This is a genomic window from Telluria sp. AC161, assembly GCF_979258535.1.
Genome location: NZ_OZ409861.1, coordinates 2385845 through 2399857, shown reverse-complemented (window position 1 = coordinate 2399857; position 14013 = coordinate 2385845). Strand labels below are relative to the sequence as shown.

11 protein-coding genes are annotated in these 14013 nt (G+C 65.7%); 3 read left to right on the top strand and 8 right to left on the bottom strand.

Annotation, left to right across the window (positions count from 1 at the left end):
- Positions 1-86: 86 nt before the first annotated feature.
- The 4 genes from fnr to ACZ0AJ_RS10700 form a co-directional block, all read right to left on the bottom strand.
- Positions 87-866: a fumarate/nitrate reduction transcriptional regulator Fnr gene (gene fnr, locus ACZ0AJ_RS10715; RefSeq protein ID WP_499454423.1), complete on the bottom strand. Its 780-nt coding sequence runs from the start codon at positions 864-866 to the stop codon at positions 87-89.
- A gap of 43 nt (positions 867-909) precedes the next feature.
- The gene (locus ACZ0AJ_RS10710) at positions 910-1104 is read right to left on the bottom strand and encodes a type II toxin-antitoxin system antitoxin (RefSeq protein WP_183553196.1); all 195 of its coding nucleotides are present in this window, start codon (positions 1102-1104) and stop codon (positions 910-912) included.
- Between the two features lie 12 nt (positions 1105-1116).
- The gene (locus tag ACZ0AJ_RS10705) at positions 1117-2010 is read right to left on the bottom strand and encodes an SPFH domain-containing protein (RefSeq protein ID WP_258834636.1); all 894 of its coding nucleotides are present in this window, start codon (positions 2008-2010) and stop codon (positions 1117-1119) included.
- Positions 2011-2117: 107 nt separating this feature from the next.
- Positions 2118-2384: a hypothetical protein gene (locus ACZ0AJ_RS10700; RefSeq protein ID WP_499454420.1), complete on the bottom strand. Its 267-nt coding sequence runs from the start codon at positions 2382-2384 to the stop codon at positions 2118-2120.
- A 159-nt stretch (positions 2385-2543) separates the two neighbouring features.
- Between ACZ0AJ_RS10700 and ACZ0AJ_RS10695 the strand changes: the two genes are divergently transcribed.
- The 3 genes from ACZ0AJ_RS10695 (at position 2544) to pncB (ending at position 6086) form a co-directional block, all read left to right on the top strand.
- Entirely contained in the window at positions 2544-4235 is a 1692-nt protein-coding gene (locus ACZ0AJ_RS10695) for an AMP-binding protein (RefSeq protein ID WP_499454777.1), read from the top strand.
- Positions 4236-4309: 74 nt separating this feature from the next.
- Entirely contained in the window at positions 4310-4840 is a 531-nt protein-coding gene (locus tag ACZ0AJ_RS10690) for an SET domain-containing protein (RefSeq protein ID WP_499454419.1), read from the top strand.
- A 58-nt stretch (positions 4841-4898) separates the two neighbouring features.
- The gene (gene pncB, locus ACZ0AJ_RS10685; RefSeq protein ID WP_258834633.1) at positions 4899-6086 is read left to right on the top strand and encodes a nicotinate phosphoribosyltransferase; all 1188 of its coding nucleotides are present in this window, start codon (positions 4899-4901) and stop codon (positions 6084-6086) included.
- A gap of 21 nt (positions 6087-6107) precedes the next feature.
- On the opposite strand, the gene ACZ0AJ_RS10680 is transcribed toward pncB, so the two are convergent.
- From ACZ0AJ_RS10680 to ACZ0AJ_RS10665, 4 genes are all read right to left on the bottom strand, one after another.
- Complete coding sequence (locus ACZ0AJ_RS10680; protein WP_499454774.1) at positions 6108-7289, bottom strand: DNA topoisomerase IB; 1182 nt, start codon at positions 7287-7289, stop codon at positions 6108-6110.
- Positions 7290-7393: 104 nt separating this feature from the next.
- Positions 7394-9049: a Na+/H+ antiporter gene (locus ACZ0AJ_RS10675; protein ID WP_499454772.1), complete on the bottom strand. Its 1656-nt coding sequence runs from the start codon at positions 9047-9049 to the stop codon at positions 7394-7396.
- A gap of 63 nt (positions 9050-9112) precedes the next feature.
- The gene (locus ACZ0AJ_RS10670; protein WP_499454414.1) at positions 9113-11431 is read right to left on the bottom strand and encodes a putative bifunctional diguanylate cyclase/phosphodiesterase; all 2319 of its coding nucleotides are present in this window, start codon (positions 11429-11431) and stop codon (positions 9113-9115) included.
- Between the two features lie 166 nt (positions 11432-11597).
- A complete protein-coding gene (locus ACZ0AJ_RS10665; protein WP_499454770.1) occupies positions 11598-13826 on the bottom strand; it encodes a hybrid sensor histidine kinase/response regulator in 2229 nt (742 codons plus the stop codon).
- Between the last annotated feature and the right edge of the window lie 187 nt (positions 13827-14013).

Below are 14013 nucleotides of genomic sequence, written 5' to 3'. Positions count from 1 at the left end.
CCTGGCTGCGCCTGCTGGCTTTGAAACCGGGTATTACAACTTGCGCCACCAGGGTGCGCCGGGCGCTACCTGCTTCGATCCCCGCGTCATTCCATCGGGCTGCACACATCCGTTCCCGCCGCCAGCGCCTTGAGCTTGGCCGGATCGAGCAGCGTGACCTCGCGCTTGTCGATGGCAAGCCAGCCCTGTTTCTTGAAGCGCGACAGCAGGCGGCTGATGCTCTCGATCGTCAGTCCCAGGTAATTGCCGATGTCTTCGCGCGACATGCGCAGCTGGAACTGCGTGCTTGAGTAGCCGCGCGCTGCATAGCGCGCCGACAGGTTGACCAGGAAGACCGCGAAGCGCTGCTCGGCGCGCATATTCCCCAGCAGGAGCATGACGTTCTGCTCGCGCGTGATTTCCTGGCTCATGATGCGGTGGAAGTGGCGCAGCAGCGCCGGCACTTCGCCGAACAGTTCTTCGAGGCGCACGAATGGGATCTCGCACACTTCGCTGTCTTCGAGCGCGACGGCGTCGCAGTGGTGGGTGCCGCTGATCGCGTCCATGCCCAGCAATTCACCGGCCATCTGGAAGCCCGTGATCTGGGCTTCGCCGGCAGCATTGATCTGGAAGGTCTTGAAGTGGCCGAAGCGCACCGCGTACAGATTGCGAAACGGCTCGCCGACCTGGTACAGGCGCTCGTCGCGCGCCAGCCGACGGCGCCGCCCGATGATCTGGTCGAGACGCACGATGTCGGCGTCTTCGAGGCCCATCGGAAGACACAGCTGGTGCATGCTGCAGGCAGCGCAGGACTTGAGCGCCTGGATGTTCACGAGCGGGGTGGACGTGGCGGGTGATGCAGACGGGGAGGATGAGGCGGGGATCATGGGGTAGGCCGGCAAAGGTTCAGCCCCGATTATAGTCCCGCCGTCAGCTTTCCCCGTCAGTATCGCTCTGGCCCTTTGGCTCGGCCAGTTTCACGCCACGCCGGGCCAGGCCTTCGCGCAGCAGGAATTCGATTTCCGCGTTTACGCTGCGCAGGTCGCGCGCGGCCAGGCGCTGCAGTTCATCCCACAGCGCCGGGTCGATCCGTAGCGCGAATGCTTTTTTTCCTGGACTTGCCATACTGGTCGGCCGCTAGTTGTACAGCGTGCCCGTGTTGATGATCGGTTGCGTTTCCTTGTCCGAGCACAGTACCACGAGCAGATTGCTGACCATCGCCGCCTTGCGCTCGTCGTCCAGTTCGACGATGCCGCGCTCCGACAACCCTTTCAGCGCCGCTTCGACCATGCTCACGGCGCCGTGCACAATCTTGCTGCGGGCGCTGATGATGGCTTCGGCCTGCTGGCGCCGCAGCATGACCTGGGCGATTTCGGCGGCATAGGCAAGGTGGGTCAGCTTGGCGTCGAGTACCTCGACACCGGCCGCTTCGAAGCGCGCCTGGAGCTCGGTCTTGAGGGCGTCGGCAACAACATCCATGCCGGCGCGCAGCGTGGTCTCGCCCTGCGGCAGATCTTCGCCTTCGTCGTACGCGTATTGCGAGGCCAGGTGCCGCAGCGCCGCTTCGGCCTGGATGGAGACGTAGCGCTCGAAATCGTCGACTTCGAACACGGCTTGCGCCGTATCGCGCACGCGCCAGACAACGGCTGCGCTGATTTCCACCGGGTTGCCGCGCTTGTCGTTGACCTTCAGCGTGGGCGCATTGAAGTTGCGGGCGCGCAGTGACAGGCGCCGCTTGACGTACAGCGGGAAGGCCCAGCGCAGGCCTTCGCTGCGGTCGGTGCCGATGTACTTGCCGAACAGGGTGAGGATCGCGCTCTCGTTCGGCTGCAGCATGAACAGGCCTGTCAGGCAGAGCAGGCCGGCGAGTCCCAGCGCGATGGCGCCCAGCAGAAACAGACCGTCGGGCGTCTCCATCCCGGTCTTGAACAGGTACACCGCAACCAGCAGGAAAACGATGCCGGCGCAGGCGGCCAGGTAGCCATTCGCGGACGAAAATGCCTTTTCGCGGCGGGTATGCGATGCATTCATGCTTGAACCTCTTCTGGGTGGGTGTGACATCAAAGTGATATCACTTTAGGATTGCCAGAAAGTATTGTCAAGCGATTTGGTGAACGCCCTGAGACTGCCAGTCAGCGTTAGTCGGCCAGGCCTTTTTGCAGCAGCTCGGCCACCAGCGCATTGAGTTCGACGCCGCGCTCCTTGCTCAGCGTTTGCAGCTGCGCCACCAGGTCGCCATTGAGCTTGACGGCGAACGGTATTAGTCCCAGCGCGCGGTCGCGTTCGCGCTGTTCGCGGCGATCCGGCGCCGCATCTTTTGCTGGCGCGCCGACGACGGCGCCCCGGGCAGCCATCTGGCCTTGAATCTTCTTGGCGTCGCCTTTTGCCATGTCAGTCTTTTTCATCACGTGCCTTTAGTTTGTTGGAGCCGAATTCTACTCTCGAAACGGGCCGCCAACGGGAATTGGCAAGCCGCGCGCGTTTGGTGGCATGATGGTGTGGCAGCACGACAGCAGGCGCGCTCTGGCGCAGCCTGCCCCCTGCAACCCCATCAGGAGACCACCATGACGCCCACCCAGCGCTTCGTGCAGGCGCGCAACTTCCTTCAGCAGCACCGGCTCGACTACGACACCGCTGTCCGCGACTACCAGCCCCCGCAACTGACCACCTTCAACTGGGCACTCGACTTCTTCGACCACCAGGCCCGGGACAACCACGGCATCGCGCTGTGGGTCGTCGACGAAGACGGCACCGAGCACAAGATCACGTTCGCCGACATGGCTGCCCGCTCCAGCCAGGTTGCCGAGTACCTGCGCAACTGCGGCGTGCGGCGCGGCGACCGGGTGCTGCTGATGCTGCCGAACCGGGTCGAACTATGGGAAGTCATGCTCGCGGGGATCAAGCTGGGCGCCGTGCTGGTGCCCACGACGATGCTGCTGTCCGGCGCCGACCTGGCCGACCGGATCGCACGCGGCGCCGTCAAGCACGTGATCGCGCAGGCGTCCGAGACGCACAAGTTCGCCGCGCTGCCGGGTTGTTTTACCCGGATCGCGGTGGGCGGCGCACACGAAGGCAGCAATGAAGGCTGGCATGACTACGCCGCCAGCCACGCCGTGATGAGCGTATTCGTGCCCGAGGGCGAGACACTGGCCACCGATCCGCTGCTGCTGTACTTCACGTCCGGCACCACGGCGCGGCCGAAACTCGTGCTGCACACGCACCAGAGCTATCCCGTCGGCCACCTGTCGACGATGTACTGGATCGGCCTGCAGGCAGGCGACATCCACTGGAATATCAGCTCGCCCGGCTGGGCCAAGCATGCCTGGAGCTGCTTCTTCGCGCCCTGGAACGCGGGCGCCACCGTGTTCGTCTACAACTACGAACGCTTCGTCGGCGCCGCGGTGCTGAACGTGATCGAGCGCTGCGGCGTGACCTCGCTGTGCGCGCCGCCCACGGTCTGGCGCATGCTGATCAAGGAAGACCTGGCGGCCTGCAAGCCGGCCCTGCGCGAACTGGTGGGGGCGGGCGAGCCGCTCAATCCCGAAGTCATCGAGCAGGTCGAGCGCGCCTGGGGCATCCGTATTCGCGATGGTTTCGGGCAGTCCGAGACCACCTGCCAGATCGGTAACTCCCCGGGCCAGCGCCTCAAGCCCGGCTCGATGGGCCGCGCGCTGCCGGGCTACCGCATCGCGCTGCTCGACATCGACGACGCGCCGGCCACCGAAGGCGAGATCGCGGTAGTGCTGGCGGCCAATCCGGTCGGCCTCATGGCGGGGTACGAGGGCGACGCTGACAAGACGCGCGACGTCATGCGCGCCGGCCACTACCACACGGGCGACACGGCGGCGATCGACAGCGACGGCTATTATTTTTATGTGGGCCGCAACGACGACGTGTTCAAGTCGGCCGATTACCGTATCAGCCCCTTCGAGCTCGAAAGTGTGCTGATCGAACACGAGAGCGTGCTAGAAGCGGCGATCGTACCCAGTCCCGATCCGCTCCGCTTGTCGGTACCGAAGGCCTTCGTCACGCTGCGCGCCGGGGTTGCGCCGAGCCGCGAGATGGCCGCCGCGCTGTTCGCGTTCAGCCGCGCGCGCCTCGCACCGTACCAGCGGATCCGGCGCATCACGTTCCGCGAGCTGCCCAAGACCATCTCGGGCAAGATCCGGCGCGTCGAGTTGCGGCGCGAAGAAGCAGGGCGGGGCGGCGGCGCGGGCGATGCGCTCGAATACCGCGAGGAAGATTTCCCCGTGTAGCCGCAAGTGCGTGGCGTTTTGGACGAATGCGGCCATAATGGACGCTCTCTTTTTCTCGTCCTTGCGCCACCCTGATGACCACCAAGCGAACCCCAGCCACGCCGGCTGACACCAGCACTGCCACGCTAGATAGCGGCCCGTCGTACGAAGTGCGCCAGTCGCCCATCCACGGTAACGGCGTCTTCGCCAGGAAGCCCATCGCCGCGGGCGAGCGCATCATCGAGTACCGCGGTGAGCGCATCAGCTGGGACCTCGCGACCGAGCGCGCCGAAAAGGCCGGCGGCCCGGTTAACCATACCTTCTATTTCAGCCTGGCCGACGGTCGCGTGATCGACGGCGGCCGGCGCGGCAACGAGGCGCGCTGGATCAACCACGCCTGCTCGCCGAACTGCGAAGCGTACGAAGACGAAGGCAAGGTCTATATCCACGCGCTGCACGACATCGACGCCGGTGAAGAGCTGAACTACAATTACGCCCTGATCTACGAAGAGCGCCATACGCCCAAGCTCAAGAAACTGTTTGCCTGCCGCTGCGGTACACCCGGCTGCACGGGCACGATGCTTGCGCCAAAACGCCGCACCCGCACGCCAGCCGCCGGCAAATGAACCAAGCCCTGGCTGGCCTGGTCAGGCCGGCCCGCCCCATCATCGACCTGGAGCAACGATGAAACCAGTAGTTCGCAGCCTGCTTGAAACCGATCTGTATAAATTCACGATGTGGCAGGCTTTGCTGCACAGCCACCCGGGCGCGACGGGCGAGTACGAATTCCGCTGCCGTAACGAGCCGGCTTATCCGCTGGCGGAGCTCAAGGAAGACATCGAACGCGAGCTCGATCACCTGTGCTCGATGATGTTTACCGAGCACGAAGTCGCCTACCTGCGCGGACTACGCTTCATCAAGGGCGACTTCGCCGACTTCCTCACGCTGTTTCGCTTCCAGCGCAAGTTCATCGAGGTCACGACCGACGGCCCGCACCTGCGCATCCGCGCCAGCGGGCCGCTGGTGCACGTGATGGGCTATGAAATCTTTGTGCTGTATATCGTCAACGAGCTGTATTTCCGCCGCTTCGACCAGGCCGAGGCCATGGACGTGGCGCGTGCGCGCCTGCGCCAGAAGATCGACGAGCTGCGCGCCTTCGGCGAAGAAGCCCCGCGCGCCAACCCGTTCGAGTTCTTCGACTTTGGCGTGCGCCGCCGCTTTTCGGGCGAGTGGCACGACGAAGTGGTGCAGACGCTGGCGCGCGAGCTGCCGGTGTACTTCAAGGGCACGTCGAACGTCTACCTGGCCTACAAGTTCAACCTGGTTCCGATCGGCACGATGGCGCATGAATATCTGCAGGCGCACCAGGCCTTCGGCACGCGCCTGGTCGACTTCCAGAGCGCCGCGCTCGAGAACTGGGTACAGGAATACCGGGGCGATTTGGGTACGGCGCTGACCGATGTCGTCGGCATGGATGCTTTTCTGGCCGACTTCGACCTGTACTTCGCCAAGCTGTTCGACGGCCTGCGCCACGACTCGGGCGATCCGGTCGTATGGGGCGAAAAGGCGCTGGCGCATTACGCGCGGCTGCGCATCAACGCGCGCACCAAGCGCCTCGTGTTCTCGGATGCGCTGACCATCCCCAAGGCCCTGAACCTGTACCGCCATTTCGCCGACCGCGTGATGACGGGCTTTGGCATCGGCACCAAGCTGACCAACGACACCCCTTTCCCGGCGATCAATATCGTCATGAAGCTCGTGCGCTGCAACGGCCAGCCGGTGGCCAAGCTGTCAGACGAGCCGGGCAAGTCGCAGTGCACCGACGTCACGTATATCGCCTATCTGCGCCAGGTGTTCAACCACCCGGTGTAGCCGGGTCGTTGACCACCTGATTTATGTTGCGACCGGCTCGCGACGTCGTGCCGGTTTTTTGGTCGCTGCTTTCGGCGCTGCTTTCTTGCGCGGCGCGGCTGCACGTGGCTTTTCTTCTTCGTGCCTGAGCCGCTGCTGCAGCATCGCCAGCACGGCCGCTTCTTCGGGCTGCAGCGCGTGCAGGTCTTCGGCCAGCTTTTCCTCGGTCCGTTCGCGCATCACGTCCAGTGGCGCGCCTTCGAGGTAGGCGTCCAGCACGGCCGGGTGCACGTAGCACTTGCGGCAGATCGTCGGCGTGTTGCCGAGCTTTTCGGCCACCGACTCGATCGCGCGCACGATGTTCTTCTTCGCCTGCGTCTCGGAGTCGAATTTTTCAAATTCCTGCAGGGCCAGCGCTGCCAGCACGGTGCCTGACCAGGTACGGAAATCCTTGGCCGTGTACTCTTCGCCCGTGATGTTGCGCAGGTAGTCGTTGACGTCGCTGGAGTCGACGCTGTGGGTTTCGCCATCTTCGTCGATGTACTGGAACAGTTCCTGGCCCGGCAGGTCGCGCGTACGCTTGACGATGCCGGCCAGGCGCCGGTCGTGCACCTTGACCTTGTGGTACACGCCGCTCTTGCCGCGGAAGCTGAATTGCACATCGCTGCCGTCGACTTTCACGTGGCGGTTGCGCAGCGTCGTCAGGCCGAACGATTTGTTGGTGCGCGCGTATTCCTCGTTCCCGACCCGCATCATCGTCGCTTCGAGCAGGTAGACGATCGTGGCCAGCACTTTTTCGCGCGGCAGGCCGGGTAGCTTGAGGGCGCGGTCGACTTCGTGCCGGATCGCCGGCAATGCGTCGCCGAACTTGAGCATGCGTTCGTACTTCACTTCATCGCGCGCTGTGCGCCACTTTGGGTGATAGCGGTATTGCTTGCGCCCGCGCGCATCGCGACCGGTGGCCTGCAGGTGGCCGTTGGCCTGCGCGCAGATCCAGACGTCCTGCCACGCGGGCGGAATCACCAGACCCTTGATGCGCGCCAGTGTGGTCTCGTCTTCCACCGGCGCGCCATGCGCGTCCAGGTAGCGAAAGCCGTCCTTGACGGCCTCGCGGTGGATACCGGCGCGGCCATCGTGCACGTAGCGCAGGCCGGCCGCGCGCGCGGCGCTGGTGGAGTCTTTGGTGTCGAGTGCGTCGACGGCATCAAGGGTCTGGCTGGGCATGGCGGTTTCGCGAATGGTGGATATCGCATCGATGCTACGCCCGGGCCAGGGCCCGCACTGTTCGCAAGATAACGGAGTGCGGGGCAGGCAGGTACGTCTTCGGGTCAGCGATAGCGCGCCTCGACCAGGTCGATCTCGCGCAGCAGCTTGCGCGCGACTTCGTCGGACAAGGTGTTGTTGCGCGCCATGCGCAGCAGGACAGCCCGTTCGTGCTCCAGCGCCGCCAGGCGGTAATGACGCTCGGCGTCTTCCGCGGCGCGCGCTTGCGCCGGACCGACGTCGCCCCCGCCGCCGCCAATCCCGCCATCCAGGCGATATTGGTACAGGCTGCGCACCTGGTCGATCGCGCTGGCATGCATCTCGACCGCGCCTTGCGCATCGCAGCCCGAGGTGGGCGGCGGTGGCGGTGCATTCGCGATGGCTTCGAGTGCGGCCAGCGCGGCGGCGTGGCGCGCGTTTGCTTCTTCGCTGTCATGCGCCGAATCGTGCGGCAGTTCGAGGCCGCGCAGCACGCGTGGCAGGCCGACACTGGCCAGCACGAGCGAGACGACAATCACGGCACTGGCCAAAAAAATCACGAGGTCGCGCCCCGGGAACGGCGCGCCGCCCGGCATCGCCAGCGGCAACGTGAGCACGCCGGCCAGCGTGATCGCGCCGCGCACGCCGGCCAGCGACGTGGCCAGGATCAGGCGTGGATTCGGGCGGTACTCTGGCAGCTTCTGGCGCCGCGCATTGAGCAGCGTCAGGCGCAGCGAGACCCAGACCCAGACGAAGCGCAGCATGATCAGTCCGAAGCTGATGGCCAGCGCGTTGGTGACCAGCCACCAGACATCGTTCGCGCGCGGCAGTTCGGGTGCGACCAGGGCTGCTTCGAGAATATCGGGGAGCTGTTCGCCCAGCAGCACGAACATGATGCCATTGAGCGCGAACTGCACCGTGTCCCACACCACCGCGCGCCGCACGCGCGTCGTGGCGGCCGCGCGCCCGCTCAATTCAACGTAGCTCATCGTCACGCCGGCTGCCACTGCCGCCAGGATGCCCGAGGCGCCCAGATGCTCGGCTGCCAGATAGGCGCCGAACGGCAGCAGCAGGTTGATCAGGATTGGCGAGCCGCTTTCTTCGCCAATGCGCGCGGCCAGCTGGCGCTGGGCCCAGCTCACGCCCACCGTGATGCCCGCGCCAATGGCCACGCCCGCCAGCGCGACCCACAGGAACGTCAGCGTGGCTTCGCCCAGCGAAAAGGTGCCGGTCAGGGCGGCGGCCACGGCGAAGCGGAAGCATACCAGGCCACTGGCGTCGTTCAGCAGCGATTCGCCCTCGAGGATGTGCATCAGGCGCGGCGGGATCGGCACGCGCGCGGCGATGGACGATACCGCGACCGGATCGGTGGGCGCCAGGATCGCGGCGAGGGCGAAACACACGGCCAGCGGCAGCGACGGAATCAGCCAGTGGATCAGGAAGCCCGCGCCCAGTACCGTAAACAACACCAGGCCCAGGGCCAGTTCGAGGATCGTGGAGCGGTCGCGGAACAGCCCGACCTTGGGGATGCGCCAGCCGTCGAGAAACAGCAGCGGCGGCAGGAACACGAGGAAGAAGATATGCGGTTCGAGCCGCACTCCGTGGCCGGTGCTGCCGGCAATGGCCGCGCCGAGCGCGATCTGCATCAGCGGCAGCGGCACCGCGAACGGCAGCATGCGCACCAGGTAGCCGCTGGCCACCACTGCCAGCAGCATGGCCAGCACGATTCCCACTTCATCCATCAACATCTCCCTGTTCAAGACAAGATGATAATGGATCGGCGCCGCCCGTGGCGACGCTGTTGGTCAGGCGGCGGACAAACTGGGCTGGGGCGCAGCCTGCAGTTCGGCCAGCAGCGCCTCGAGCGGCATCGGCCGGTGGAACAGGTAACCCTGCATGCACGCGTTGCCGTGCGCGGCCAGATACTCGGCCTGGGCCGATGTCTCGACGCCTTCGGCCACGACGCGCAGGCCCAGGTGGCCGGCCATCGCCAGGATCGACTGCACGATGGCGGTGCCGTTCTTGTCGTGCGGGGTGTCGCGGATGAAGCTCTTGTCGATTTTCAGTTCGTACAGCGGCATCCGGGTCAGGTACGACAGGCTCGAATAGCCGGTGCCGAAATCGTCGATGGAGATGCGGATCCCGAGTGCGGCCAGCGCATGCATCCGCTCGATGGTCTGGTCGAGGCGATCGATCAGCAAGCCTTCGGTGATTTCGAAGATCAGCTGGCCGGGCGGCACGCCCGTCTCGTGCAGGATCGCTTCGACGCGGGTGACGAAGTCGTGCTGGCGGAACTGCATCGGGCTGACGTTGACCGACAGCGGGAAGCGGTGGCCGGCGCGGTCCAGCACGTGCCAGGCCAGGCAGGCTTCGCGCAGCACCCAGTCGCCCAGCGCCACGATCAGGCCACTCGTTTCGGCCACCGGGATGAAGACATCGGGCGGCACGCTGCTGCCGTCCTTGCGGCGCCAGCGCATCAGCAGTTCGGCGCCGCTCGGCATGCGCGCGCCATCGACCTGCAGTTGCAGGTGCAGCGACAGCTCGCCGTTGTCGAGCGCCTGGCCCAGGTCGCGCTCGAGCGTCAGGCGGCCTTCGGCGTCGGACAGCATGCCCGGTTCGAACAGTGCCACGCCATTGCGGCCGCGCGACTTCGCGTGGTACATCGCGGTGTCGGCTTCGCGCAGCAGGTCGTGCACCGTGTGCTGCGCGTTGCCGGGTGCGGTGAGCGCAACGCCGATGCTGCTGGTGGCGTAGTAGCGCTGGGCATCGATGACGATCTTGTCGGCGAGCGCTGCCCGGATCCGCTCGGCCACGGCCAGCCCGCGGTCGGTGGCCCGGTCCGCATGCTGGCCCAGCGCGTCGAGCAAAACGACGAATTCATCCCCGCCCAGGCGCGCCACGCAGCCGTCGTCGCCCGTCATCGCCACCAGGCGATCGGCCACGTTCTTGAGCAGCTGGTCGCCGATGGCATGGCCGCGTGCATCGTTGACGGTCTTGAAGTTGTCGATGTCGACGTACAGCACGGCCGCCATCGATCCGCCCGCGCGGGCGCCGGCCACCGCCACATCGAGCCGCTCCATCAGCAGGCGCCGGTTCGGCAGGCCGGTCAGCACGTCGTAGAACGCAAGGCGGTGGATTGCGTCGGCAGCGTTGCGCCGCTCCGTCACGTCGCGGCTGACAATCAGCCAGTGCGTGATCGCGCCACTGTCGCCGGAGAACGGCACCATCTCGGCCTCTACCCAGTACGGCGTGCCATATTTCGTGTACAGGACCATTTCGGCACTGGCGGCTTCCTTGTGCATCACGGCGGTGATGACGCGCCTGACAGTCTCCTGGTCGGTGTCGGGCCCTTCGAGCATGCGCACGCTGCGCCCGATGATTTCTTCGCGCGCGTAACCGGTGTGGCGCAGCAGGGCGTCGTTGGCAAAAATGATCGGCTGTTCGGCGCCGGGTACGTCGACCATGCGCGCGATCATGACCATGTCGTTCAGGCGCGCGACCGCGGCCGACGTCAGGCGCAGCTCGTCGTTGACAGCGTGCAGGCGCAACTGGCCCGCTTCGAGTCCGGCGGCGGCCGTGCGCGCTTCGAGGAGTGACCGGTCCAGCCCCTTGAGCAGCGTGCCGCTGGTGATCGTGATCAGGACGCCGACGCAGCAGAAGTTGATGACAACGACGACCGCCGATGCCAGGCCATTCTGTTCCAGGCCGGGGACATACAGGTGCACCTGGCCGTTCAGTCCGAGCAGCAGCACGCAGGCAGCGCCCAGGGCCAGGCCGATGAGCGCCTGGCGCATGCCAAGCAGGAGGACGGCCAGCGCGGGCAGCGCCGTCATGTAGACCAGGCCAACCGGTCCCACCGCAAACAGCAGGCCGACGGACACCAGGAACAGCATGGCAATGAAATTGAGAACGCGGACCGTGTGCGCGACGCGGTCGAATCGCCAGATGGCCAGCAGCCATGCCATCGCCACCATGTCCATGACGATGACCGGCCATTTGCCTTTGCTGATGAGCAGCGGGATGCTGGGCACGGCTGCAACGAATCCCAGCGCGACGACGATCGGCAGGATGGTGGTAAAGACCTTGATGCGCCACTGCGCGATGTCATCTGGAGGAATTGGCATGAAGCATCCTGTTCGGCACGCCGCACGGAATTTCTCCGGAGCATATTAAATTTTATTGCAGCAAATTCTATGCAGGCGCAATGATACCTGTCACGCAATATTTGAGGCTCTGTTGTGCCAATGAAACGACCCCGCCCGAAAGGGCGGTTCAGTCACGGTGCCCGTTTCAGTGAGGGCTCGCCTGCGCCAGAAGATCGCCCAGTTGCAGCGTGTTGAGTGGCTTGACCAGATAGTGGTCGAACCCTGCCTGGCGCGCCTGTTCGCGGTCTTGCTGGCGGCCATAGCCGGTCGCCGCGATGAGCGTCGCGTTCTCCATGTCGGGCAAGGCGCGCAGGCGCCGCGCCAGCTCGTTGCCGTCGATGTCGGGCAGCCCGATGTCGAGCAGGCAGACTTGCGGCTTGAACACGGCAGCAACATCGATCGCATCCAGCGCGCAATACACCACTTCCACCGTGTGGCCGCTCGCGCGCAAGAACAGGCTCAGCGTGTGGGCAGCATCGAGATTGTCATCCACCACGAGAATACGCAGGGGCCCGACGGCGCTGGCGCTGCCAGCCAGCGGCGACGCCACCGGCGCGGTTGGGGCCACCTGCGCAAAGCACGGCAAGCGCACCGTGAACGTGCTGCCCAGGCCCGGGCCGGCGCTCATTGCGCCGACGCTGCCGCCGTGCAGTTCGACCAGGCTGCGGGCCAGCGCCAGGCCCAGGCCCAGGCCGCCCTGCGAGCGGTCCGGGGTGCGCTCGGCCTGGGTGAACAGATCGAACACGCGCTCGACCAGGCGCGCATCCATCCCGATGCCATCGTCGGTCACGTCAATGACCCACGCGTCGCCCTGCTGCGCCAGGTGCAGCGTGATGTGGCCGCCCTCGGGCGTGTACTTGGTTGCGTTGCCCAGCAGGTTGGCGACGACCTGCACCAGGCGCTTGTGGTCGCCCTTGACGCTGGCCGGCTCCGGCGGCATGTCCAGCACCACCTTGTGGCGGCGGGCGAGCATCAGCGGGCGAATCTGCTCGGCCGCATCGTCGACCACCTTGCGCAGGTCGAGGATCTGGGTCGACAGCGTCACCAGCCCGCGCGTCACGCGTGAGACGTCGAGCAGGTCGTCGACGAGGCTCGTCATGTGCTCGACCTGGCGCGCAATGATGGCGCAGGTCTGCGTGATCTGCGCATTGTCCGAATGGAGCAGCTTGAGCAGATGGGCGCCGGTGCTGATCGGCGCGAGCGGGTTGCGCAGTTCGTGCGCCAGCATCGCGAGAAATTCGTCCTTGCGCTGGTCGGCCGCGCGCAGTTCGCGCTCGGCCAGGCTGCGCTGGGCTTCTTTCTGTTGCAGATGCTCGGCCATCTCGTCCAGGGCAGCGGCCAGCCGGCCGATTTCCTCGCTGTTCGACCCGATGCCGGTGCGGGCGTCGAGTTCGCCGGCGGCGATCCGGCGCGCCACCGTCATCAGCTTGCGCACGCGCCGGACAATCAGCTTGTCGCCCGCCAGCCACGCCGCCAGCAGGGCCAGGATGGTCGTCAGCCCCAGGCCGAGCAGCGACATCAACTGCGCCTCGCGCGCCACGCGCGTGATGGTTTCGGTCGGCACGCCGATCGTCACGGTGTAATCGGACAGCGTTGGCGGCCCGACGCGCGCGAACGCGTGCAGGCGCTCGACGCCATCCTCGCCCTGGATCACGCGGGCGCTGTCGTGCGGGCCGCGCATCGCCGCAAACAGCGGGGCGGGCACACGCTTGCCGAACCAGCGCTCGGGATCGGGGCGGCGCGAAATCAGCTTGCCCGTGGCATCGGCCGTCTCGAGGATCGAACCGGCCGGGAGGCTGATGTCGTTGACGAAGGTGTCCAGGCCCGCCAGGTCCATTGCGGCAAACACGACCGCCACTACCTTGCCATCGCTGTCGGTGACGGGATAGGTCAGGTTGATCGTGTGGCGGCGGATCACGCGCCCGAACACATAGTCGCCGGCGATGAAGCGGCGTTCGGCGACGGCGCGCTTGAAGTGGCTGCGGTCGCCCAGGTTCACCGGATGCACCATCGGCACCGCGCTGCAACTGACGTCGCCATTGAGCTGGATGAGGCCAAAATTGACATACAGCTCATTGCGGTCGAGGACATTGGCCAGCAGCGCATTGCAGCCGGCCGTGTCGCCCATCAGGTCCGGCACGCTGGCCAGGTCGACCAGGATCTGGCGGGCGCGGTCGATCGACTGCGCTTCATTGGCGGCGGCCAGCGCCGTCAGGCGTTTGAGGTTGTCTTCCGTCGCGCGGATCGCGGCTTCGCGCTCGCGCAGGCCTCCCAGCACGGTGACGATGGCGATCGGTGTGATGGCCAGCAGTACCAGCAGCATCAGCCTGCTGCGCAGGCTGTTCAGGCGAAAACGGCCGGGTGACTTGTTCATCGCTGCGGCGCCGGTTGCGGCGTGGTGGTGACGATCGAAAGCGCAATCTGGCGGGCGATGTAGAACATGTGTGGCGGACGGTTGATCGATCGGACCCGCGACAGATGGCGGGAATACAGGCGTAACGTTTCCTGATTGTACTAAAAATTGGCTTATCCACAGCGAATGAGTCGCGTGTGCGCGACGC